Below are 22,758 nucleotides of genomic sequence, written 5' to 3' on the forward strand. Positions count from 1 at the left end.
GAGTGGCAGGTGCCGGGTGTTCCCGCCAGGACGTGATCCGGGACACGCGAAGGCCCCGGCCGGCGACGCGGGGTGCGTCGCCGGCCGGGGCCGCAGAGGGTGCCGGGCGCTGGTGCGCCTACGGGGCGTCGAGCGCTTAGAGGGTGTTGAGCGTCAGGTCGCCGCTGTCCACGCGCAGCACCAGCTCGACCGTCGCGTTCGGGTCGCTCTTGAAGCCGTTGAGGTTCTTGTCACCGCTGCCGACGTCGGCGTCGAGCTTGTAGGAGCCCTGCGGCACCCGGACGGTCAGGTTGCCCGATCCGGCCGTGGCGCGCACCGACTGCGGGACGGCCAGCTCGACCTCGATGTCGCCGGAGTTGTTCTCGACCTTCACCGCGCCGCTCAGCTTCGACAGCCGCGCGTTGCCGGACCCGACCCTGCCGGTGAACTCGCCGGCGATGTCGGACGCGACCACGTCACCGGAGCTGTTCTCCACCTTCACCGCGCCGGAGACCCCGCGCACGGTCGCGTCGCCCGACCCGAGCTTGACGTCGACGCTCGCGACGCCCTCCAGGGTGACGTTGCCCGAGGTGTTCTCACCGTCCACCTTGACGTTCTTCGAGGGCACGGTCACCTCGTAGTGCACCGTGCACCGGCTGCCGCAGCCGTCCAGGACGAGCACGTCGCCCTCCACCCGGTGCGTCGTGCCGGTCGGCTTGTCGGCGTCCTTCGGGTACTCCACCTTCCGGACCACCCGGGTACCCGACGCGTCGTCGGCACCGCGCACCCGGACGTCACCCGAACCGTTCTGGACGCGCACGGTGGCGATCGGCTCGGAGATGTCGGACGTGTCGCTGAAGTTGTTCTCCACGAGCCGCACGCAAGACGACAGCGTTCCCGCGACGAGCACCGCCGTGACGGCCGCCACTGCGATCCGCTTCACCACCACTGCCCCCTCAGGCATCAAGGTCATTGGCACAAAACTAGAGGCCCGGGGTACACCCGGCCCACGGGGGAGACCCCCGACCGGATACGGGGGCTGTCCCTACCCCGTTTGTCAGCGACGCGCGTCAGCGCTCGACGAACCGGCCGCACCGCGCGACGGCGGCGGGCAGGCGACAGAGGGCGCGGTACTGCACGACGGCGGCGGCGGGCAGGCGGGTCGAGCCGGGGCGGGACGGGGCGGTGCGGGGCGGGTCAGGCCAGGTCTTCGACCACGGTCCGCAGGGCGGGCGCGCAGCGGGCCGGGTCGTTGAGGAAGCGGTCGGAGGCGATCACGTGCGACCCGGTCATCCGCTCCCACACCAGGCCCTGCACCGAGACCGCCGTGATGGCCAGCCGGAACGGCTTGACGTACCGGCCGAGCCGGTTCTCCACCCCGCGCACCACCTCGCCGATCGGCAGCGCGCCCGGCGACCGGCCGGCGTGGAGCCGCTCGTACTCCGCCGCCGGGCCGCGCAGCGCGATCACCGCCGCGCGCAGGCACGGCCGCGCGCCCAGCGACGGCCCGTCCGGGTCGACCGGCGTCGGCGCGGCCTGCTCGGTCCGGGCGTGGTCGAGCACGTCGGCCCACCACCCGAGCCACTCCTCGGCCGCGCCGGCCCGGTCCACGCCGGGCGGCACGAACACGGGTACCGACGGGTCCAGGCCGGGCAGCTCGGGCACCGTGTCGACCGAGAGCGCCAGCGTGTCCCGGAGGAACAGCGCGGTGTTGACCGAGTGATTCGTCCCGTGCGACACCTGCCACGACTCACGTCCGGCGAACCTCATGCCACCAGTGTCCCGCGCGAAGGTCATCGGGGAGGCATCAGAAGGGACACGACCGGCTCCAACTGTTCGGCCGTTGGGGGGAAATCCGCGATGAGCCCCTGGATCAGCAGCCCGTCCAGCGCGGCCACGAACCCGAGGAACGCGGCCGGCTGCATGGTGCCGAACACCGACGACAGCAGCGTGATCCACCGCCGCGCCGCCGGCCGCAGCTCCGGGCGGCGGGCCGCGAGCAGGTACAGCTCGTACTCGGCGAGCGTGCGGCCCCGGTGCGGCCCGACCGCCTCGGCCAGGAACCGGGCCACCGAACCGGGCGTCGGCTTGACCGCGCCGAACCCGAGCGCCATCTCGCGCGCCGACCAGGTGAGCGTGGCGATCAGCAGGTCGTCCAGGGTCGCGTAGTAGTAGGTGGACGACGACGACGGCAGGCCGGCCTCCCGCGCGACGGACCGGTGCGAGACGCCCGAGACGCCCTCGCGCTCGATCACCCGCAGCGTCGCCGCGAGCAGTTCCCGCCGTCGGCGCTCCCCGCGCGCCCGCCGCCCGTCAGCCGGTGGTCTGACCACTGCCCAGCTCGATCGCCACGACCCCCAGCACGACCAGCACCAGCCCGCCGATCATCAACGGGCTGAGGGGTTCCTCGAACAGCACCACGCCGACGGCCGCGACGGCGGCGATCCCGAACGCGCACCAGATCGCGTAGGCGACGCCGATCGGCATCCCGAGCTTGAGCACGAACCCGAGCGAGGTGAACGCCACGAGGTAGCCGACGACCACCACCACGATCGGCCACGGCCGGGTGAAGCCCTCGGACAGCTTGAGCGAGACGGTCGCGGCGACCTCGCCGACGATCGCCAGCGCGAGCAGCAGGTAGACCACCGGAGCGCCTCCGACTAGTGGGACAGGTGTCCCACTAGTTTATGTGATCGGCCACGCTCAGGTGGTTACCCGTGAGTAGTCGGGCGTAGTGTGCCCACCCAGGAGACCGGACGAGAAAGGCCGCCACCACATGGGAGCCCTCCAGCTCGCACTCGGCGCCGTCGGCGTCGCCGTCAGCGTGTACGCCTGGGGCCTGTTCGTGGCCGGCGTGGCCCGGATGGTCCGGACCATCCGGCTGGGTCAGCCCGACGCGACGCGCAACGGCCCGTTCTGGCCCCGGCTGCGCACCCTCGTCGTGGAGTTCGTCGCGCACACCCGGATGGCCAAGCTCCGGAAGGTCGCCCCCTGGCACTGGATGGTGATGTGGGGCTTCCTGATCGGCTCCGCCGCGCTGTTCGAGGCGTACGGCGAGGTGTTCGACCCGTCCTTCCACTGGCCGGTCATCGGCGCGTGGCCGGTGTGGGGCCTGGTGGTCGAGCTGCTCGGCATCGGCACCGTGGTCGGCGGCGTCGCCCTGGCCGTGATCCGCCAGCTCAACCACCCGCGCCGCGCCGACCGGCTGTCCCGGTTCGCGGGCTCGGACTTCCGCGCCGCGTACTTCGTGGAGGCGGTCGTCATCGTCGAGGGCCTGGGCATCCTCGGCGTGAAGGCGTTCAAGCTCTCCTCCGGCCTGGAGGACATGCCGCTGTGGTCGTCGTTCGTGACGCTGCCGCTGAGCCACCTGCTGCCGGACAACCCCGACTGGGTGTCGGTCATGGCGGTGGTCAAGCTGCTGTCCGCCATGCTCTGGCTGGTCGTCGTCGCCAAGAACCTGACCATGGGCGTGGCCTGGCACCGCTTCAGCGCGTTCTTCAACATCTACTTCAAGCGCGAGGACGACGGCGGCGTCGCCCTGGGCGCGCTGCGGCCGATGATGAGCGGCGGCAAGGTCCTCGACCTGGAGGAGGCCGACCCGGACGAGGACACGTTCGGCGTCGGCAAGGTGGAGGACTTCACCTGGAAGGGCTGGCTGGACTTCAGCACGTGCACCGAGTGCGGTCGCTGCCAGTCGCAGTGCCCGGCGTGGAACACCGGCAAGCCGCTGTCCCCCAAGCTGGTGATCACCCAGCTCCGCGACCACGCGTTCGCCAAGGCCCCGTACCTGCTCGCGGGCGGCAGCCGGGACATGGCCGGCGACGAGGTCGGCCTCACCGAGGACAAGTACGAGGACTACAAGAAGCGCCTGGAGTCCATCGACGTGCTGGCGATGGCCGAGTCCGAGCGCCCGCTGATCGGCGGCGCGCAGGAGCTGGGCGTGATCGACCCCGAGGTGCTGTGGTCCTGCACGACCTGCGGCGCGTGCGTCGAGCAGTGCCCGGTGGACATCGAGCACGTCGACCACATCGTCGACATGCGCCGCTACCAGGTGCTGATCGAGTCGAACTTCCCGTCCGAGCTGGGCGGCATGTTCAAGAACCTGGAGAACAAGGGCAACCCGTGGGGCCAGAACGCCAAGGACCGCCTGGCGTGGACCGAGGGCCTGGACTTCGACGTGCCGGTGTTCGACGGCGACCTCGGCGACACCGAGTACCTGTTCTGGGTCGGGTGCGCGGGCGCGTTCGAGGACCGGGCGAAGAAGACCACCCGCGCGGTCGCCGAGCTGCTGCACACGGCGGGCGTCTCCTACACCGTCCTCGGCCCGGAGGAGACCTGCACCGGCGACCCGGCGCGGCGCGCGGGCAACGAGTTCCTGTTCCAGATGCTCGCCCAGCAGAACGTCGAGGTGCTCAACGCGGTGTTCGAGGGCCGCGAACCCGGCCGCCGCAAGATCGTGGTCACCTGCGCGCACTGCTTCAACACGCTGGCCAACGAGTACCCGCAGGTCGGCGGCCAGTTCGAGGTCGTGCACCACACCCAGCTGCTCAACCGCCTGGTGCGCGAGCGCCGGCTGGTGCCGGTCGCCGAGGTCACCGAGGACGTGACCTACCACGACCCGTGCTACCTGGGCCGGCACAACAAGGTCTACGAGGCCCCGCGCGAGCTGGTCGGCGCGTCCGGCGCGAACCTCCGCGAGATGCCCCGGCACGGCGACCGGTCGATGTGCTGCGGCGCGGGCGGCGCGCGGATGTGGATGGAGGAGCGGATCGGCAAGCGCATCAACGTCGACCGCGTGGACGAGGCGCTGGGCACCGCGCCGTCGAAGATCGCCACCGGCTGCCCGTTCTGCCGCGTGATGCTCACCGACGGCGTGACCGCCCGGCAGAACGAGGGCCAGGCGGGCGCGCACGTCGAGGTGGTGGACGTGGCCCAGCTCCTGCTCACCGCCGTCCGCCGGGGTCAGGGCACCCCGGCCACCGCCGAACCGGAGACCGCCGAGGCGTGATCCGCTGACGACCCGGGCCGCCGGGACGCGGTCCACGAGGCCCCCTCCGCCACTTGGCGGAGGGGGCCTCGTCGTGTCGTGCGGCTCGTTGTGGGGGCGGCGCGGCGTGGGGGGTGGGTCAGTCGCCGTCCGCGATCCGGTCGTAGACCAGGTTGAGCACCCAACTGGTCAGGGCCACGATGATCGCGCCCCAGAAGGCCGGCCAGAAGCCGGTGACCTGGAACGGCAGGCCGAGCCGCTCCGCCGTCCAGCCCGTCAGCCAGAACATCAGGCCGTTGACCACCAGCCCGATCAGGCCCAGCGTGACGATGTAGAAGACGCAGCCGAAGAACTTGACCACCGGTTTCACGACCGCGTTGACCAGGCCGAACAGCAGCGCCACGCCGAGCAGCGTGCCGACCTTCGCCGGCGTCGAGCCGTCACCCAGGTCGATGCCGGGGATGACCGTGGAGACCCAGACCGCCACCGCGGTCAACAGCACCTGCACCAGAAAGCCCATGCCGCGCAGGCTAGTCCCGCCGGTGCTCCGATCGGGGCAGGCGCGACACCCGCGCGGCGACGCGGCTGCGCCGCTGGTTCCGCAACGCGCGCCCGCGCGGTCGTGGATTTACGGTCGGACCATGACTTCCACGGGCGCTGCGGGAACGTCCCCGGCCGAGACGTCCCAGGGCGAGACGCCCAAGGGCGGGGAGAGCACGCTCACCGTGCTGCTGGCCCTGGCGGTGAACCTGGCCATCGCGATCATGAAGGCGATCGCCGGCGCGATCACCGGGTCGGCCGCGATGCTCGCCGAGGCCGCGCACTCCGTGGCCGACACGTTCACCGAGGGCCTGCTGCTCACCGCGCTGCGCCGGTCCGAGCGCCCGGCGGACCGCCGCCACCCGTTCGGCTACGGGAAGGACCGGTACTTCTGGTCGCTGCTGGCCGCCGTGTCGATCTTCGTGTCGGGCGCGGTGTTCGCGTTCTACGAGGGCGTGCACACGGTGTTCGGCGAGCCGAGCGAGCAGAGCAGCCCCGGCGTCGGGTACGTGGTGCTGGCGATCGCGTTCGCCCTGGAGTCGGTGTCGTTCACCCAGGCGTTCCGCCAGGTGCGGCGCGGCGCGCGGGAGGAGGGGCGCTCGGTGGTCGCGTTCCTGCGGGTCTCCGACGACCCGACCGTGAAGACGGTGTTCTTCGAGGACTCGGCCGCGCTGGTCGGCCTGCTGCTCGCGTTCGGCGGGCTGGGGCTGCACCACCTGACGGGTTCGTCGGTGTGGGACGGCGTGGCGTCGCTGCTGATCGGCGTGCTGCTGGCGTTCTGCGCGTACGTGCTGGCGGGCACCAACCGGGGACTGCTGATCGGGCGGCAGGCCGACCCGAAGCTGGTGAAGGCGGTGTGGGACTACCTGCGCGAGGTGCCCGAGGTGGAGCAGGTGGTCGACCTGCTGACGATGGCCGTCGGCACGGACCGGGTCCTGCTGTGCGCGCGGCTCGACTTCGACGACGCCCTGTCCGCGGCGGACCTGGAACGGGCGTGCGTGCGCATCGACGGCGAGCTGAGGGCGAGGTGGTCGGACCTGGACGAGGTGTTCCTGGAGCCGGTGCCCAGGACGGACCCGCAGCTCAGGGAACGCGTGCTGGCCCGGTACGGCGAGGTGTTCTGATCGCGGGGGACTCCCGACACCGGGCGTGGGTGTTCTCAGCGCCGCGTGTCGGTCCGGTGGAAGTTCAGGTACGCCCGCGAGGGCGTGGGCCCGCGCTGCCCCTGGTACCGCGACCCGGCCTGCTGGGAGCCGTACGGGAACTCGGCCGCCGAGCTGAGCCGGAACAGGCAGAGCTGCCCGATCTTCATCCCCGGCCAGAGCGTGATCGGCAGGTTGGCGACGTTCGACAGCTCGAGCGTGATGTGCCCGGAGAACCCGGGGTCGATGAACCCGGCGGTCGAGTGCGTGAGCAACCCGAGCCGTCCCAGCGACGACTTCCCCTCCAGCCGCCCGGCGAGGTCGTCGGGCAGGGTGACCAGCTCGAACGTCGACCCGAGCACGAACTCCCCGGGGTGCAGGACGAACGGCTCCCCGTCCTCGGCCTCGACGAGCGAGGTCAGGTCGTCCTGCTGCACGGCCGGGTCGATGTGCGTGTACCGGGTGTTGTTGAACACCCGGAAGAACCGGTCGAGCCGGACGTCGATGCTGGAGGGCTGCACCATGACGTCGTCGAACGGCTCCAGCACCAGCCGGCCCGAGTCGACCTCTTTGCGAAGATCGCGGTCACTCAACAACACGACCCCAGCCTATGTGTATGATCGGACCCGCACCGCACGCGGGTGTAGTTCATTGGTAGAACGACAGCTTCCCAAGCTGTAGAGGCGGGTTCGATTCCCGTCACCCGCTCGTAGCGCGAAGGCCCAGGTCGGAGACATCGACCTGGGCCTTCGTCGTGCTCGGGCAAGCCGGAGCGGAGGCCGAGGTCAGGAGCAGGATCGCGGCTATGGGGACAGCGCTTCGCCCGACTCCCGACCCCCGAATGGGATACGGTTGTGCACAGTCTTCCCCGCGCGAGCGGGGGTGATCCGCCCTGATGTCGGACTCGACCGGGACACGCCCGTCCCCCGCCGGAGCGGGGGCTGCTCGGTATGATCCACAACGCAGGTCGACGGGTCCTCCTCGAACGCGCGTCGCCACGCTGTATCCCGGAGGCCGAGACCCATGACCAGTGCACGCCGCCTGGCCGGCTACACGTTGGATGATTGGGAGCGCCTTGAACCTGCCGAGGGCCACCGCGTCGAGTTGGTCGACGGGCGGTTCGTCGTGAACGCCGCTCCTGCCGTCGCACACCAGCGTGTCGCGGATCGACTGTGCCGGCTACTGGATGACGCGGTTGCGGACAGCGGCATGGAGGCTGTTACAGCGGTCGGCGTGCGCATCGCACCAGGACTGGGCTACATCCCGGACCTGGTTGTGTGCACGGAGTTGGTGAACACCCCCGTGGTCGCCGTCGAATTGGTGGCACTTGCGGTCGAAGTGGTCAGTCCGTCCACGGCGCGTCGTGATCGGCTGGAGAAGCCCGCTGCGTTCGCCGCAGCAGGGGTTCCTGCCTTCTGGCGGGTCGAGATCGGAGGCACGGACGGTCCGGTCGTCTATTGCTACCGGCTGGACCAGGACGTGTACGTGGAGGTAGCGACCCTCCGGGCCGGTACCGCGGGGACGGCTGACGTCCCCGGCGGGATGACGGTGACGGTCGACCCCGCCGACTTGATCGGCTCACGCCGGCCCAGGTCCTGAGCCCGGTGGATCTCTGCAACGCGACACCTTTCAGAATTGCCGCGCTGTAGAGGCGGGTTCGATTCCCGTCACCCGCTCGTAGCGCAAAGGCACAGGTCGGAGACATCGACCTGGGCCTTCGTCGTGTTCGGGCCTGGCGGCCAACCGTGCCGTCGTCATCGCCCTCGGCACGCCTGCTCCAGTCCTCGATCCGAAGCCCTCCTGTTGAAGCCCGTCACCGGGCGGAGGCCGGATGAGCAGCACGGGAGTAATCGCTCGGCCCCGCCGAGCACAGACGTGGGATACTCGGGAACGACGACGAGCCGGAAGCGAGGTGACCGCGTGACCGCTGCAACCGATCTCGCACACCCCCTCGGCCCGCACACCGTTGAGGCATGGCGCGTCGCCGAGCACCCGGACGACGGGTCACGGCTTGAGTTGATCTGGGGTTACTACCACGTGTCTCCTCCACCTGGCGGTCCCCACCAGTACGCCTTGGGCGCTCTCTACCGCGCTCTCTGGCGTGCGGCGGAGGGGAACGACAGGCTGCATGCGGTCACCGGAGTGGGTGTCGAGATCTCCACCGCGATCCGCACTGCGTTGATCCCGGACGTCGCTCTGCTCAACACGCCTCCTACGACGACCAGCTTCCCCGCGTCAGCTCTGGTGCTGGCTGTCGAAGTGTGGTCGCCGGGCAACAGTGCGCACGAACGGGAGACCAAGGTGGCCGGGTACGCCATCGCTGGTGTGCCCTACTTGTGGACCGTGGAGATGCACGCCATTCGTCGAGCCGCCACGGTACGCGCCTATGAACTGGTAGGCGGCAGCTATCGGGACCGCACACCCACGCCCCCGCGTGGCGGTGACACCGGAACCGTGCTGCCCGGCCCCGTTCCCGTGCCCCTCGACCTGGCCGATCTGGTTCCCTAGGGACCGCCCCGACCGGATCGGGCGAAGCCGAACGCCGTGTGACCCGTGTGCGACAAGCCTCGATCAGCAGCGGTCGACTCGGGATGTTCGTGCTCCGAATCCAACACAGGTCAAGGTCCCTGCCAGGTTCCCAAGCGGTAGAGGCGGGTTCGATTCCCGACACCCGCTCAGCGAGTGGCGAGCGGCTCGGGGGCAGGCGGTCCGACGCAGGCGGTTCGGTGGCGAGCAAGTGCATCAACGACCAGATCAACGCGTACTGCAAGCCCGATGGCGGCAGCACCGCTGATCCGGCACGCAGCGGACCGGCGATCGGGTGGCCAGGTCCAGGCGGCGGCAAGTCGGGTGACTTGGGCTTTGTCGTGATCGGGTAGAGCGTGGTCGTCGCGCGTCCGGCGTGGACCAAGAGCACGTCCTCGCCGGACGGGCAGGCCGGCGGGAGATCGGGATGGCACCTCCGGCTCGGCTACCAGCCGGGGTCGGGTTTCGGGGGAAGCTGCCGGTTGAGCGCCGAGTGCGACGGGTGTGACAGGTGGCGGTGGTGGACTTCCGCATACATGCGTCAGTCCTGTTGGCGCCACGCCTCGTTGTAGCGGCGTTCGCGTTCTTGGTCGGTTTCCGTGTTGCGCTCCTTCCGGAACGTGCTGGCCGACGCCCGTGGGTAGCCGTACTTCGTCATCCGGTGGTCCGTCGACTCGATCGCGTACGACACCGCGAAGTACACGCCGACCACCAACCCCAGGGAGCCGCACGCCAAGGCCAGCGGCAGGGGGGAACCCAGGCCCCACACCAGGGCCAGGGTGATCAGCGCGGTGAGCGGGAGGACCTGGAGGAACGCTCGAACCACGAACCACGCCAGCCAGGTCGGCTTGGTGGCCTGGTGGAAGACCCAGTCGCGGTACTTCAGCGGGAGGCGTCCGCCGACCAGGTACCAGGCCCGCAGGGGCACGGGTGGTGTCGTCATGACGTCGCCGCGATCACCCGGGTCAGCACCCGGTGCAGGTCTTCGAGTTCCGCCAGCGTCATCCCGAGCCGTTCCACGACGGCCGGGGGGATGGCCAGCGCGCGTTCGCGCAGGGCCGCGCCCTCCTCGGTCAGCGCCACGGCGAGCTGGCGCTCGTCGGAGGACGCCCGCCCGCGCGTCAGGTACCCGATGGCTTCCAGCCGCTTGAGCAGCGGTGACAGGGTTGCGGGCTCCAGTGCGAGCAGCCGGCCCAGCTCCTTGACCGAGAGCGGCTCCTGGCCCCACAGCGCCAGCATCACCAGGTACTGGGGGTGGGTGAGGCCCATGGGTTCGAGCAGCGGCCGGTAGAGGGCCACCACGTTCCTGGACGCGATGGAGAGCGCGAAGCAGACCTGCCGGTCCAGGGCCAGCGGGTCGCCCTCGATGGTTTGTGCACTAATCATTAGTACCCACACTACACCGCGGGCGTGGGCTTCGGCGGGCGGTTCGGGTCGTGCGGGAGGGTGGGCCACCGCACATACCCGAAGTTTTTCTGCGAAACTCCGTCATGTCCGCGCGTTCCACGACTCCTACCCACATGCGAACCGGTGTCAACGCGCGTCCGTCCCCCGGGGTGGGCGCTGGTCGGCATGTCCAGGGGCCGGGCATCGCGCTGGTGGACCCCATCCCGCTGTTCCGCGAGGGCCTCTCGGCCGTCGTGCGCCGGACGCCGGGGCTGCACTGGCTCGGCTCGACCGGGCACCTGCACACGGCCGTCCGCCTGCACGAGCGGCTCCGCCCGGACGTGCTGCTGGTCGACTCGGTGCTCGACCCGCAGGGCCACCTGGCGACCCTGCTCGTCGGCAACGACCCGCAGCTCGTGGTCATCTCGCTGGTCCGCGAGCCGCACCGGACCGCGAAGTACGTGCGCGCGGCGCTGGCGGCGGGCGTGCGCGGGATGGTGCCCCGGGCCGGTGAGATCGGCGAGGTGCTCCAGGCGATCGTGCGCGGCCACCAGGAGCGGATGTACCTGGACCCGACGCTCGCGCCGCTGGCCGCCGGCTTCACGCCGACCGCCGAGGCCGGGTCGCGGCGCGCGCTGTCGCGGCGGGAGTACGAGGTGCTCCAGCTCATCGCGGACGGGCTGGAGAACCAGTCCGTGGCCAACGAGCTGTACGTCTCGGTGGAAACCGTCCGCACGCACGTCAAGAACATCCTGCGCAAGCTCCGGGCACGGGACCGCACGCACGCCGTCTCGCTCGCCTACCAGGCCGGACTGCTCAGCAGCAACATGCGGTGACGCGTCTCGCGCGCCACATCCGGGTGGCCGGCCTTGCCGGGGTTACTGACAGGTAATACCCTGTTGTTACCGGTCAGTAGCGGACCGTCCCGATTTTCATGGAGTGAGACGAGATGGGTCACTACAAGAGCAACGTCCGAGACCTGGAGTTCAACCTCTTCGAGGTCTTCAACGTGCAGGACCACCTCGGCACGGGGCCGTTCGAGCAGGCGGACGAGGACACCGCGCGCGGCGTGCTCGCCGAGCTGAACAACCTGGCCGTGGGTCCGCTGGCGGACTCGTTCGCCGACTCCGACCGCAACCCGCCGGTGTTCGACCCGAAGACGCACTCGGCCACGCTGCCCGCGTCCTTCAAGCGGTCCTACCAGGCCATCTGGGACGGCGAGTGGTACCGCCTGTCGCTGCCCAACGAGCTGGGCGGCTTCGGCATCCCGCCGTCGGTGCAGTGGGCGGCGTCGGAGCTGATCCTCGGCGCGAACCCGGCCGTCTACATGTACCTCGCGGGCCCCAGCTTCGCCACGGTCGTCCACCGCAACGGCACCGAGGAGCAGAAGAAGTGGGCCGAGCTGATGATCGAGCGCGGCTGGGGCGCCACGATGGTGCTCACCGAGCCCGACGCCGGCTCCGACGTGGGTGCCGGCCGCACCAGGGCCGTGCTCCAGGAGGACGGCACGTGGCACCTCGACGGCGTGAAGAGGTTCATCACCTCGGGTGACCAGGACCTGACCGAGAACATCATGCACCTGGTGCTGGCGCGGCCCGAGGGCCCCGGCATCGAGGCCAAGGCGGGCACCAAGGGCCTGTCGCTGTTCCTGGTGCCCAAGTGGCACTTCGACCCGGAGACCGGCGAGTCGACCGGCGAGCGCAACGGCGCGTTCGTCACCAACGTCGAGCACAAGATGGGCCTGAAGGTCTCCACGACCTGCGAGCTGACCTTCGGCCAGCACGGCGTGCCCGCCCGGGGCTGGCTGCTCGGCGAGGTGCACGACGGCATCGCGCAGATGTTCCAGGTGATCGAGTACGCCCGGATGATGGTCGGCACCAAGGCCATCGGCACGCTGTCCACCGGCTACCTGAACGCGCTGTCCTACGCCAAGGAGCGGGTGCAGAGCGCCGACCTGACCCGGATGACGGACAAGACCGCCCCGCGCGTGGCCATCACCAACCACCCGGACGTGCGGCGCTCGCTCATGCTCCAGAAGTCCTACGCCGAGGGCCTGCGCGCGGTCTACCTGTACACCGCGACGTTCCAGGACCGGATCGCCCTGGGCGGCGAGGGCAGGGAGCTGGCCGAGAAGGTCAACGACCTGCTGCTGCCGATCGTCAAGGGCGTCGGTTCGGAGCGGGCCTACGAGCAGCTCGCGCAGTCGCTCCAGACGCTCGGCGGGTCGGGCTTCCTGCAGGAGTACCCGATCGAGCAGTACATCCGGGACTCGAAGATCGACTCCCTGTACGAGGGCACCACCGCCATCCAGTCGCTGGACTTCTTCTTCCGCAAGATCATCCGCGACAAGGGCCAGGCGCTCGGCTTCCTCAACGGCGAGATCCAGGGCTTCCTGGACAACGAGGGCGGCAACGGGCGGCTCAAGGAGGAGCGGGCGCTGCTCAAGCAGGCCCTGGAAGACCTCCAGGGCATGGTGGGCGCGCTGATCGGCTTCCTGACCACCGCGCAGGAGGACGTGCGCAACCTGTACAAGGTCGGCCAGAACACCGTCCGGCTGCTGATGACGGCGGGCGACGTGCTGGTGGGCTGGCTGCTCCTGCGCCAGGCCGAGGTGGCGCTGGCCAAGCTCGACGGCCCGGTCTCGACCCGGGACAAGGCGTTCTACGAGGGCAAGGTCGCCGTGGCGTCGTTCTTCGCCAAGTCCGTGCTGCCGGAGCTCTCCGCCCGCCGCAAGATCGCGGAGACGACCGACAACTCGCTGATGGACGTGGACGAAGCCTCGTTCTGACCGCGACGCGGAGGGGGCGGCACCCGGTGGGGTGCCGCCCCCTCCGCGTCGTCACACCTTGTGCGCGCGGGCGGCGGCGAAGCAGTACGCGCCGAAACCCAGGAACCCGAACGCGATCACGGCCAGCAGGAACACCCCGTACGGCTGCGCGGCCAGCGTGTGCAGCGCCTTGTCCAGGCCGCCGGACTGCGACGGGTCGGCGTCGATCGCCGCGAACCCGACCAGGACGCCGATCAGGGCGTAGGAGATCCCCTTGCCGATCCACCCGATGCGACCCAGCCGCTCGACCCAGCGCCGGGTGGCGGCGGGCAGCTCGGTCATGTCGAGGTCGTCCTCGAACTTCTTCTTCACGCCCTTGCGCGCCACCACCACGCCCAGGGCGATCACGGCCAGCGCCACGACCCCCACCAGCACCTGGCCCAGCGGCAGGGCGAGCACCTTCGCCGTCCACGACTGCGACTGCTGGTTCGAGTCGGACTGCGAGTCGCCGACGGCGTACCCGACGGCCGCGACACCGATCGCAACGCCGGTGATCGCGCGCCCCACCGACCCGAGCCGGCGGGTGAGCCTCTTGCGGCCCTCGGGCACCCACTGGTAGCCCGACACCGCCATCACGAGCTGCCACGCGGCGAACGCGAACAGCCCGACCGCCACGACCCAGAGCAGCACCGGCCCGAAGCCGGTCTCCGCGAGCGTGGCGACCGCGCCCTTCTGGTCGGTCCGCTCGCCGCTGTCGCCGAACACGACCTGGGCGGTCAACACGGCCAGCAGCACGTGCACCAGCCCGTAGCACACCATCCCAGCCCGGCCGAACACCTGCACGGCCGGGTGGCGTCTCACCTCATGGACGTTCACGATCGGGTGACTACCCGCTCGTGACCAGCCCCAACCGGTCGCCCGTCAGCCGGCGGGCGGCGGGGCCTCGCAGACGATCTTCGGCGACGGGTCGTAGCGGACCGTGCGGGACTCGGACCGGGACTGGCCGGTGCGGCGGTCCTTGACCGTCCGCGTGTCGGTGACCGTGAAGCCCCGCGCGCCGGCGCTGGCCACGCACGGCTGGGTGGTCTTCTTGATCTCGTTCGGGTCGGTGAAGTTCGTCTGCTCGCTGGTGGAGCCGGACACGTCGTAGTTCTTGGTGCCCCACAGGACGATCTTGATCGTGGACGGCGTCCAGATGGTCTGGATGGCGACGCCCGTGTCGTCCGGGTTGGTGAACTTGATGTCGATCAGGCTGTTGCCCGCGCCGTCCATGAACACCGTCGCCTCGCGGCCGGCCGGGTACCGCGAGATCCAGTAGCTGTGCTCCTTGTGGCCCGCGTCCTTCATGCCCGCGTGGTAGCCCGCGTTGTACAGCGTGGTGGCGAACTGCGAGATGCCGCCGCCGACCGCGCGGCCCGGTGCGCCGTTCTCGATGATGCCCGCCTCGACGTAGCCCTGGGCGGTGCCGCGCGGGCCGGTGTAGTCGTTGAGCGAGAACGTCTCGCCCGGCTTCACGATCGCGCCGTTCACCTTCTCCGCGACCACCCGGATGTTGGTGCCCGAGTCGCCGGCGAAGCCACCGGTCTGGAACTCGCCGATGACCTCCTTGATGCCCATCTTGTTCGCCTGCTCGGTGGTGACCTTGGCGGGCGTGTGCTTGTACTCGGCCTTGATCTCGCGGGGCTGCGGGCTCTTGAGCACGTCCAGGAAGGTCGCCAGGGACTTCTCCCAGTCGATGCCCAGGCCGTCCACGGACTCCTTCACCACGGGCCGGCCGCCGTCGAACACGATCTCGGCGTCCTTGCCCTCCTTCTCGGTGTCCTTGAGCTGCGGGCCGGCCGCCTCGACCACCTTGGCGTTGTCCACCTTGGCGGTCAGGCCGCCGTCCTCGGCGGGCTCGAACACCAGGGTCGCGGCGAGCTGCTCGGGCGTGAGGGTCGCGTCCTTGCCCTCGCCCTTGACCAGCACCGGGGCGGCGGTGGCGGGCTTGGCGACCTCTTCGAGCGCCTTCTGGACGCCCTCCTTGGTCGTCTTCACCGGGGTGGTGCCGACCGGCAGCTCGACCGTGCCGCCGTCCGCCCAGGACGCCAGCAGCTTCTCCGACGCGCCCGGCACGTCGAGCTTCTGGCCCTGCTTCGGGTCCACGGCCACCGGGCTCGCGCCCTCGAACCGGATGGTGCCCTCGGCCGGCTCGTGGTCGGTCTTGGCGCGCAGCGCCTCCAGCGCGGCGGTGAGCTTGGCGGCGTCGCTGCGGGTGGCGATGCCGACCTCGCGCGAGGTGAAGAACGAGGTCACCCGGGTGACCGGGGACAGCGGCTGGTCGCCCGCGCGGTCCAGGGTGGCGTTCCAGTCCAGCTCCAGGCCGGCGGCCTTCGGGTCGAACTCGGTGGCCACGTCGCCGGCCTGGGTGGTCACCGGCTGGGCCAGCCTCGGGCCGATCTGGTCGCGCAGCTTCTGCTCGGCCGCGCTGTGGCTCAACCCGCCGACGTCCACGCCCGCCACGGTCACGCCGCGCGGCACGTTCCCGCTGGACAGCGCGATGTCCGCGCCGTACAGGACGGCCAGCAGGCCCAGCACGGACGCCGCGACGACCAGCAGCTTGCGGCGGCTCCGGCGGCGCTGGTCGGTCTCCTCGGCCGCCGCCTCCTCGTCCACCATGACCGGGCCGTGCACGGTGGCCTCGGACGCGGGCACCGGGCTGGCGAAGACCGTGGTCTCCTCGGACGGCCTGGGGTTGCGCGGGTCGTCCGCCGGCGTCCCGCGCGGCGGGTCGACCGGCATCGCGCGGGTCTCGTCGGCGGGCAGCGCGCGGGTGGCGTCGACCGGGATCGCGCGGGTCTCCTCGGCCGGTGTCACCGGGGACCGGGACGGCTCGGCCGGGCGCGCGGGCTCGGCGGGCGGGGTCAGCTTGTGCGTGATCGCGTCCGGCTTCGGCGCGAGGTCGCGCGCCGACGGGTCGGGCAGGATGCGGGTCGCCTCGGACGGCGGCACGTTGCGCACCGTGGGCGCGGACGACTGCGCGTCGGCGGCTGCCCCCTGCGCCGCGCCGGGGACCTGCGCCGCGCCGGACGCCGGGGTCGGCGTCGCGGGCGAGCCCTGCGACGGCTTGCCCCGGGCGGGCGTCGCCGGTCCTTGCGGCGTCCCGGGCGGGTGCGGGGCGGTGGTCGCCGGGGACTGCGCAGCGGGCTCGTCCGGCTCCTCCTGCGGCCACGCCTCCTCGGTCGGCCACGCCGCCTCCTGGACCGAGGACGCCGGGATCTGCGTCGTGCGCTCCGAAGCGGTGCCCGACGGGCGGACGGGCTCGAACGCCCTGGTCCGCTCAGCGTCGTACTCCGGTCGCTGGTTCTCCGGCACCGCTCCCCCTCTTGCCTCTGTCGCAAGTCCCCGGGACTGCTTACCCGACCGGCGTCACGCGTCGATCACTTCCGGGTGTCGATCAACTGTGTGGGCGGCTCAGAGGTAGAGCCCGGTCCCGTGGTCCGACCGCTCGCTGGCGATCGCGTGCAGGTCCCGCTCCCGGAGCACCAAATAGGTGGCTCCCTGGACCTCGACCTCGTACTGGTCCTCCGGGTTGAACAGCACCCGGTCGCCGACCTTCACGTGGCGCACGCTCGTGCCGACGCCGTGCACGTCGCCCCAGGCCAAACGCTTCGCCATCTGCGCGGTCGCCGGGATCACGATGCCACCGCTGCTGCGGCGCTCACCGTCCTCCGGGGAGATCCGCACCATGACGCGGTCGTGCAGCATCTGGATCTCAAGCTTGACATCGGGCACCGGCAGAGTCTACGTGGCGCTCGTGACGCCCTCGTCCAGCCCGCCCATCACCAGGGGCAGCCGGCGGGGCCCGTCCTCGGTGATGCGGACCGGGACGCCCCAGTCCTGCCTGGTGAGCTTGCACGCGGGGTGCTCGACGGCCGGGTCGTCGGTGCAGCTCGCCGCCTGCGCCACGACGTGCAGCACACCCTCGGCGAAGCCCTCCGCGACGCGCAGGGTCCGGGTCAGGTCGGTGCCCACGCCCGAGCCCTCCACCAGCAGCTCCGGCGGTGAGCTGGTGATCTCCAGGCGGGTCGACGGGCCGTAGCGGTCGTCCAGCCTGGTCCCGGCCGGCGGCGTGAACACGACGGTCAGCTCCAGCTCGCCGGGTGCCAGCGGGGTCGGCGGGCGGCGGACCTGGTGGGCCTCGCCGACGACCTGCCGGCCGGGGGCGACGGGCCGCTCCAGGCGGTGCGCGGCGGAGGCCACGACGACCAGGTCGCCGTCCACGAACAGCACGTCGGACGGTTCCGCGACGTCCGTGGCCAGGGTCTCGACCTCGCCGGTGGACGGGTCGTAGCGGCGGATGGCGCCGTTGTAGGTGTCCGCGACGGCGACCGAGCCGTCCGGCAGCACGGCCACGCCGAGCGGGTGTTGCAGCAGCGCTTGGTCGGCGGCGCCGTCCCGGTGGCCGAAGTCGAACAGGCCCCGGCCCACGGCGGTGTGCACCCGACCGCCCTCCAGCCGGCGCAGGGCGGAGGTCTCCGAGTCCACCAGCCACAGGCGGTCGCCGTCGGCGGCCAGGCCCGAGGTCTGCGCGAAGAAGGCGTCGGCGAACGGCCCGTCGCCGAGCCCCTCGACGGTGGTGCCCGCGAACCGCTCGAAGCGGCCCTCCAGGGGCTTGAACAGGCCGAGCGTGTGGTTGCCGGCCAGCGCGACCACGACGCCCCCGGCGGGCTCCCACCAGGCCACGTCCCACGGGCTGGTGAGCAGGGTGCCGAGCGCGGGCCCGCCGGTCTCGCCGCCGCGCCACTGCTCACCCGTGCCGGCCACGGTGGTGACCAGGCCGGTGTCCAGGTTCACCCCGCGCAGCAGGTGGTTGACCGTGTCGGCGACGACGACGTGGTAGCCGACCGCGTCGGCGACGTGCGGCGGCAGCAGCGCGAGCCCGGCGGGCTCGGAGAACGTCGGTTCGAGCCCGTCGCGGCGACCGCGCTCGCCGGTGCCGATGCGCCGCAGGACGGTCTCGCCGTCGAGGTCCAGCTCGACCAGGCCGTGGTGGGCCGAATCGCTGACCAGCAGCGTGTTGGTGGGCGTGAGCAGGGCTTTCGCCGGGAAGCGCAGCTCGGTGCCGGCCGGCGCGGGCGGCACGTACGGCCCGTCGCCCCGGTGCAGCGTGCCCTTGGCGTCGTGCTCGGCGACCAGCTCGGAGACGATCCGGCGCAACGCGTCGACGTGCCCCTCACCGGCGGCGACGTGCACGACGTACCCCTCCGGGTCGACCAGGACGAGCGTCGGCCAGGCTTTGACGGCGTAGTTCTGCCAGGTGGTCAGCTCCGGATCGTCCAGCACGGGGTGGTGCACCTCGTACCGCTCCACGGCGGCGGCGAGCGCGTCGGCGTCCGCCTCGTGCACGAACTTCGGCGAGTGCACGCCGATGGTGACCAGCACGTCGGCGAACTCGGCTTCGAGCGGGCGCAGTTCGTCGAGGACGTGCAGGCAGTTGATGCAGCAGAAGGTCCAGAAGTCGAGCAGGACGATCTTGCCGCGCAGCTCCTTGAGCGCGATCTCCTGGTCACCGGTGTTCAGCCAGCCCCGCCCGACCAGCTCGGGGGCGCGAACACGGGCACGGCGGCGTTGAGCGGTCGTCACATCCGGAGTCAACACGATGCCCACGCATCGGTATTTCGCCGTCCAGGATGTGGGCGACGGCCGGAAGCGTCTGGAGCTTCCCGACTTTCTCCCCGTTTTGTACAATTTGGGACATGAGTGAGATGCCGATCAGCGTAGCGAGGGACCAGCTCGGCGAGGTCGTCTCCAGGGTCGAGCACGCACACGAACGCGCTGTGCTGACCAGGCACGGCCGGCCGGTTGCCGCGGTCGTCTCCATCGACGACCTCAGGCGACTCGAAGCGGCCGAGGACGAGGCCGATCTCGCTGCGGCACGGGAGGCGCTGGCCTCTGCCGAACCAAGAGTTCCCCACCACGACGTGCTCGCCGAGTTCGGTGACGCCTGACCCGTGTCGTACGAGATCGAATGGACGGCTTCCGCCCTGCGGGAGCTCCACAAGCTCGACAAGCAGACCGGACGCAGGATCGCGCTGGCGGTGACGGCCCTGGGAACCGATCCCCGCCCACCGGGATGCCGCCCGCTCACGGGTCAGCCGGCAGGCGTGATGCGCATCCGGATCGGCGACCACCGGGTGATCTACCAGGTCGAAGACTCCAGGGTTCTGGTGACGGTCGTGCGAGTGGCACATCGCCGCGAGGTCTACCGAAAGCTCTGAACCCGGTTTGGAGAAGCTGACCTACTGGCAGCAGAAGATCCAGAAGTCGAGCAGGACGATCTTGCCGCACAGCTCCCTGAGCGAACCCTGCCGCCCTTGAGCGACTTCGCAAGCCCTGTCCGCAGGCCGGCCGCGAGGTCTGCCGCACGCTTCGACCACGCTGTGGAGAAATGGGGCTGATACCGGAGGGTGCTATTCCGCCGCCGGGACCGTTCGGGTTGTCAGTCCGGGTTTCGCCACGTGACACAGGTGGGACGTTCGGCGGTGGCGAGGAATTCGGTCAGGAGTCGGGTGAACAGCGGGAGGGGCAGGCCGCTGCCCGCTTCGAAGTCGGTGTACTCGTAGTGGTGGAACCCGGAATCCGGATCACCCACCGGCGAACATGAGACGTGCTCGGGGCTGTGGAAGTGCACGTAGCCGAAACCGCCGTTCACCAACACTTGCAGGACGTGGTCGGGAACGACCTCGCCGCTGTACGGGGAGACGATCTCCGGGCGTTTCGTGTGCACGAGCGTTCCGCCCGCCACGTGCAGGCCGCTCAAGCGCGTCACGAGCAGCGCCACGTCATCGGGCGCGTGGACTTCCATCGAGTCGAGCGCGGGACTTCCCTCGGGGTCGTACACGTCCCAGGTCGCTTTGATGCTCATGCCGCCCCCCGCTGTTCGGGGTGGGATTTTTGCACGGCGGGACCTCAGCGGATCGAGCGCGGGCCCAGGACCGACGCCCCGAGTTCGGTCACGCGGCGGCGGAGTTCGCGGTCGGCGGTGACGACGGCGGTCGGGCGGCCGGTGGACTCGGCGCGGACGACGGCGACGATCGCGTCGTCTCCGGAGGACGTGGCGGAGACCACACGGACGCCCGGGACGGACTGCACGTGGCGGGCCCTGCCCTCCACCACGAGCACCACCTCGACCGGGCCGCCGGTGAACCCGGGCACCCCCTGCGCACCCACTTCCACCAGCGAGTTCCGCAGTTTTTCCGCCGCGCCGGCCCGGTCGCGCCACCACCCGTCGGGCACGGATCCGATGACATTTGCGGCGTCAACCACCAAGAGCGGCAGGCTCATCGGCCCATGCTCTCAGCAAACCTTCAAAAAACTGTCGTACCCCGATGGCACCATGGATGGTGTCCATGGGGGACAAGACACATTCAGGGGGATAGTGATGATGAGGCGTGCCCGTAGACAGGACGACACCTGGACCGGCTCTGCCACGTCCAAGTAGTCCGGACATGTCCTAGAAGAGCAGTCGGGGGAAAAAATGGGAAACCCCGCGGTGCTGCCAGGTCGGGGGTCCGACAGCATCGCGGGGTCACCAAGAACATCGAGACACGATCGTGGACTGTTACATCACCTACCAGGTGAGACGCAGATCACGTTTCAACATCTCGACAACAGTCGGAGGCCCTGTCGCGCGGGAGGTGCGACAGGGCCTCCGACGTTCCCCCTTCGCCACGCGCGTCGAGGCAGCGGGGCGTGTACCCGGTGTCGATCGGGTTGCCGCCGCGACGCGGAGGTTCAGCGGAGGGTGGTCACCTGGGACTGGGCGATCGCCATCAGCTCGTGACGCATCGCCGGGGTCGGCGCCATCTCGATCGCACGGGCGACAGCCTTGCGGTTGCGAGCCTCGACACGACGAGCGCGGAGCTTCGCAGTGAAGTTCATGGGGTGTTCATCCCTCTCAGCGGTGTTCCTCGGTGGTGTGCCTCAAGTATGCACCCTCGCCGCCTGGAAATCACCCGATTATCCGGTGAGGTGGGGCACATGCCGATGAATCTCCGGTCGTCACCTGGAGAGCCCCTGCGATTCGCCTGACAGACACCCACTTTGGCCGGACAGCACGACGGCCGGCCCGCGCGCCGGGGGCCGGAGGGTCGGCGATCAGTCCTCGCGCCCCAGCAGGAAGCGCCCGAAGTGCGGCACGGTGAAGGCGATCCGGCCCCGCTCCGCGCTGTAGACCAGGCCCTTCTTGATGAGGCTGTCCCGCGCCGGCGACAGCGAGGACGGCTTGCGCCCCAGGTGCTCGGCCACCTGCGCGGTGTTCACGCCCGCGTCCTTGCCGTCGGTCAGCTCCGCCATCGACCGCAGGTACTCCCGCTCGGCGGGCGTCGCCCGCTCGTACCGCGACCCGAAGAACCCCACCGCCAGCTCCGCGTCCGCCTCCGGCGCGGCCACCGCCACGTCCAGCGGCGTGATCGGGTCGGCGGGCGCGGCGTCCCACGCCGCCTTGCCGTACGCCTGGATGAAGTAGGGGTAGCCGCCGGAGGCGTCGAACAGGGCGTCCAGCGCCTCGTCCGCGATGCCCGCCCCCTCCCGCTCCACGGGCGCGAGCACCGCCCGGTCGGCGTCCTCCCGCGACAGCCGGTCGATCCGCACGTACCGGAACAGCCGCTCCGAGTACGACTTCGACGCCGACAGCACGGCCGGCAGGTGCGGCAGCCCGGCGCCGACCACGACCAGCGGCGCCCCGGACTGGGACAGCTCGTGGCAGGCCGCGCACAGCGCCGAGATGTCGTCCGGCGGGACGTCCTGCATCTCGTCGATGAGCAGCGCGACGCCCGTGCCCACGTCCTGCGCCAGCTCCGCGACCTCGGTGAACAGCTCCACGAGGTCGATCTCGATGTCACCGGAGTCGGCCCGGCCCTGCGCGGCGGGCACGTCGATGCCCGGCTGCCAGCGGTCGCGCAGCTTCGCTCCGTCGGGGTTGGCGCGCAGCGCGAACGCCTTGAGCACCCCGAGCACGGACTCCACCCGGTCGGGGGCGCGGTGCCGCACGGCCAGGTCCCGGATCGCCCGGTGCAGCGCGGCGGACAGCGGACGGCGCAGCCCCGCCTCGGGTCGTGCCTCGACCTTGCCCGCGCCCCACCCGCGCTTGCCCGCCATCGACCGCAGCTCGCCGAGCAGCACGGTCTTGCCCACCCCGCGCAGGCCGGTGAGCACCAGGCTGCGCTCAGGCCGCCCGCGCGCCACCCGTTCCAGGACGACGTCGAACGCGCCGAGCTCCTTGCCCCGCCCGGCCAGCTCGGGCGGGCGCTGCCCCGCGCCGGGGGCGAACGGGTTGCGGACCGGGTCCATCCTCGGACGGTATCGAGGTGTCTACGACCGATCCAATACTCGGCGCGTGTCGCCGCCCACCGGGTCGTCCATCGCGTGCGGCGGCTCGTCTGTCGCGG

General features: G+C 70.8%; 24 protein-coding genes and 1 tRNA gene. 9 read left to right on the plus strand and 16 right to left on the minus strand.

Going from position 1 to position 22,758, the window contains the following annotated elements; genetic code table 11:
• Positions 1 to 136: 136 nt before the first annotated feature.
• The 4 genes from AB0I60_RS09855 to AB0I60_RS09870 all read right to left on the minus strand — a co-directional run bounded on the left by AB0I60_RS09855 (position 137) and on the right by AB0I60_RS09870 (position 2,625).
• Complete coding sequence (locus tag AB0I60_RS09855; protein ID WP_360727324.1) at positions 137 to 943, minus strand: DUF4097 family beta strand repeat-containing protein; 807 nt, start codon at positions 941 to 943, stop codon at positions 137 to 139.
• A gap of 233 nt (positions 944 to 1,176) precedes the next feature.
• Positions 1,177 to 1,749: a hypothetical protein gene (locus AB0I60_RS09860; protein WP_360727326.1), complete on the minus strand. Its 573-nt coding sequence runs from the start codon at positions 1,747 to 1,749 to the stop codon at positions 1,177 to 1,179.
• Positions 1,750 to 1,772: 23 nt separating this feature from the next.
• Positions 1,773 to 2,312, minus strand: a complete 540-nt coding sequence (locus AB0I60_RS09865; protein ID WP_360727327.1) for a TetR family transcriptional regulator — start codon at positions 2,310 to 2,312, stop codon at positions 1,773 to 1,775.
• The gene (locus tag AB0I60_RS09870; RefSeq protein ID WP_360727329.1) at positions 2,293 to 2,625 is read right to left on the minus strand and encodes an SMR family transporter; all 333 of its coding nucleotides are present in this window, start codon (positions 2,623 to 2,625) and stop codon (positions 2,293 to 2,295) included. Before AB0I60_RS09870 ends, AB0I60_RS09865 begins: the two co-directional genes overlap by 20 nt.
• A gap of 130 nt (positions 2,626 to 2,755) precedes the next feature.
• Here AB0I60_RS09870 and AB0I60_RS09875 point away from each other — a divergent pair, with 130 nt between their 5' ends.
• Positions 2,756 to 4,987: a (Fe-S)-binding protein gene (locus tag AB0I60_RS09875; protein ID WP_360727330.1), complete on the plus strand. Its 2,232-nt coding sequence runs from the start codon at positions 2,756 to 2,758 to the stop codon at positions 4,985 to 4,987.
• Between the two features lie 118 nt (positions 4,988 to 5,105).
• Here the strand turns inward: AB0I60_RS09875 and AB0I60_RS09880 are convergent, their stop codons facing one another.
• Positions 5,106 to 5,486, minus strand: coding sequence for a phage holin family protein (locus AB0I60_RS09880; RefSeq protein ID WP_360727332.1), 381 nt, complete (start codon positions 5,484 to 5,486; stop codon positions 5,106 to 5,108).
• A gap of 121 nt (positions 5,487 to 5,607) precedes the next feature.
• Here AB0I60_RS09880 and AB0I60_RS09885 point away from each other — a divergent pair, with 121 nt between their 5' ends.
• Positions 5,608 to 6,630: a cation diffusion facilitator family transporter gene (locus AB0I60_RS09885; RefSeq protein WP_360727334.1), complete on the plus strand. Its 1,023-nt coding sequence runs from the start codon at positions 5,608 to 5,610 to the stop codon at positions 6,628 to 6,630.
• A gap of 35 nt (positions 6,631 to 6,665) precedes the next feature.
• Here AB0I60_RS09885 and dcd read toward each other — a convergent pair whose 3' ends face one another.
• Positions 6,666 to 7,247 (minus strand): dCTP deaminase, encoded by a 582-nt coding sequence (gene dcd / locus AB0I60_RS09890; RefSeq protein ID WP_360727336.1) that lies wholly within the window; start codon positions 7,245 to 7,247, stop codon positions 6,666 to 6,668.
• A gap of 38 nt (positions 7,248 to 7,285) precedes the next feature.
• On the opposite strand from dcd, the gene AB0I60_RS09895 reads away from it, so the two are divergent.
• From AB0I60_RS09895 to AB0I60_RS09905, 3 genes are all read left to right on the plus strand, one after another.
• A tRNA-Gly gene (locus AB0I60_RS09895) sits at positions 7,286 to 7,356 on the plus strand.
• Between the two features lie 315 nt (positions 7,357 to 7,671).
• Positions 7,672 to 8,247, plus strand: a complete 576-nt coding sequence (locus AB0I60_RS09900) for a Uma2 family endonuclease (RefSeq protein ID WP_360727337.1) — start codon at positions 7,672 to 7,674, stop codon at positions 8,245 to 8,247.
• A gap of 321 nt (positions 8,248 to 8,568) precedes the next feature.
• Entirely contained in the window at positions 8,569 to 9,156 is a 588-nt protein-coding gene (locus AB0I60_RS09905) for a Uma2 family endonuclease (protein ID WP_360727339.1), read from the plus strand.
• 559 nt (positions 9,157 to 9,715) lie between these two features.
• Here the strand turns inward: AB0I60_RS09905 and AB0I60_RS09910 are convergent.
• Both AB0I60_RS09910 and AB0I60_RS09915 read right to left on the minus strand, forming a co-directional pair.
• Complete coding sequence (locus AB0I60_RS09910) at positions 9,716 to 10,117, minus strand: DUF5313 family protein (protein WP_360727341.1); 402 nt, start codon at positions 10,115 to 10,117, stop codon at positions 9,716 to 9,718.
• Positions 10,114 to 10,560: a MarR family transcriptional regulator gene (locus AB0I60_RS09915; protein ID WP_360727343.1), complete on the minus strand. Its 447-nt coding sequence runs from the start codon at positions 10,558 to 10,560 to the stop codon at positions 10,114 to 10,116. Before AB0I60_RS09915 ends, AB0I60_RS09910 begins: the two co-directional genes overlap by 4 nt.
• Positions 10,561 to 10,772: 212 nt before the next feature.
• Here AB0I60_RS09915 and AB0I60_RS09920 point away from each other — a divergent pair, with 212 nt between their 5' ends.
• Together AB0I60_RS09920 and AB0I60_RS09925 are read left to right on the plus strand one after the other, a co-directional pair.
• On the plus strand, positions 10,773 to 11,396 hold the full coding sequence (locus AB0I60_RS09920) for a response regulator transcription factor (RefSeq protein WP_360727344.1): 624 nt from the start codon (positions 10,773 to 10,775) through the stop codon (positions 11,394 to 11,396).
• Positions 11,397 to 11,509: 113 nt separating this feature from the next.
• Positions 11,510 to 13,348: an acyl-CoA dehydrogenase gene (locus tag AB0I60_RS09925; protein WP_360727345.1), complete on the plus strand. Its 1,839-nt coding sequence runs from the start codon at positions 11,510 to 11,512 to the stop codon at positions 13,346 to 13,348.
• Between the two features lie 51 nt (positions 13,349 to 13,399).
• Here AB0I60_RS09925 and AB0I60_RS09930 read toward each other — a convergent pair whose 3' ends face one another.
• From AB0I60_RS09930 to AB0I60_RS09945, 4 genes are all read right to left on the minus strand, one after another.
• On the minus strand, positions 13,400 to 14,188 hold the full coding sequence (locus AB0I60_RS09930; RefSeq protein ID WP_360727347.1) for a DUF1206 domain-containing protein: 789 nt from the start codon (positions 14,186 to 14,188) through the stop codon (positions 13,400 to 13,402).
• Between the two features lie 60 nt (positions 14,189 to 14,248).
• Positions 14,249 to 15,985: a VanW family protein gene (locus AB0I60_RS09935; protein ID WP_360728517.1), complete on the minus strand. Its 1,737-nt coding sequence runs from the start codon at positions 15,983 to 15,985 to the stop codon at positions 14,249 to 14,251.
• Between the two features lie 795 nt (positions 15,986 to 16,780).
• Complete coding sequence (locus AB0I60_RS09940; protein ID WP_360728518.1) at positions 16,781 to 17,074, minus strand: co-chaperone GroES; 294 nt, start codon at positions 17,072 to 17,074, stop codon at positions 16,781 to 16,783.
• Between the two features lie 36 nt (positions 17,075 to 17,110).
• Positions 17,111 to 18,952 carry an NHL domain-containing thioredoxin family protein gene (locus AB0I60_RS09945; RefSeq protein ID WP_360727349.1) on the minus strand — a complete coding sequence of 614 codons (1,842 nt, stop codon included), beginning with the start codon at positions 18,950 to 18,952 and terminating at the stop codon, positions 17,111 to 17,113.
• Positions 18,953 to 19,065: 113 nt separating this feature from the next.
• Between AB0I60_RS09945 and AB0I60_RS09950 the strand changes: the two genes are divergently transcribed.
• Both AB0I60_RS09950 and AB0I60_RS09955 read left to right on the plus strand, forming a co-directional pair.
• A complete protein-coding gene (locus tag AB0I60_RS09950) occupies positions 19,066 to 19,317 on the plus strand; it encodes a type II toxin-antitoxin system Phd/YefM family antitoxin (RefSeq protein ID WP_360727350.1) in 252 nt (83 codons plus the stop codon).
• A gap of 3 nt (positions 19,318 to 19,320) precedes the next feature.
• Complete coding sequence (locus AB0I60_RS09955; protein WP_360727351.1) at positions 19,321 to 19,587, plus strand: type II toxin-antitoxin system RelE/ParE family toxin; 267 nt, start codon at positions 19,321 to 19,323, stop codon at positions 19,585 to 19,587.
• 221 nt (positions 19,588 to 19,808) lie between these two features.
• On the opposite strand, the gene AB0I60_RS09960 is transcribed toward AB0I60_RS09955, so the two are convergent.
• From AB0I60_RS09960 to AB0I60_RS09975, 4 genes are all read right to left on the minus strand, one after another.
• A complete protein-coding gene (locus tag AB0I60_RS09960) occupies positions 19,809 to 20,234 on the minus strand; it encodes an Imm1 family immunity protein (RefSeq protein WP_360727353.1) in 426 nt (141 codons plus the stop codon).
• Positions 20,235 to 20,278: 44 nt separating this feature from the next.
• A complete protein-coding gene (locus AB0I60_RS09965) occupies positions 20,279 to 20,653 on the minus strand; it encodes an NYN domain-containing protein (RefSeq protein ID WP_360727355.1) in 375 nt (124 codons plus the stop codon).
• 450 nt (positions 20,654 to 21,103) lie between these two features.
• Positions 21,104 to 21,250, minus strand: a complete 147-nt coding sequence (locus tag AB0I60_RS09970) for a hypothetical protein (protein WP_015105690.1) — start codon at positions 21,248 to 21,250, stop codon at positions 21,104 to 21,106.
• Between the two features lie 216 nt (positions 21,251 to 21,466).
• Positions 21,467 to 22,660, minus strand: a complete 1,194-nt coding sequence (locus tag AB0I60_RS09975; protein ID WP_360727357.1) for an ATP-binding protein — start codon at positions 22,658 to 22,660, stop codon at positions 21,467 to 21,469.
• Positions 22,661 to 22,758: the final 98 nt, after the last annotated feature.

The organism is Actinosynnema sp. NPDC050436, assembly GCF_040655415.1.
GTDB lineage: Bacteria > Actinomycetota > Actinomycetes > Mycobacteriales > Pseudonocardiaceae > Actinosynnema.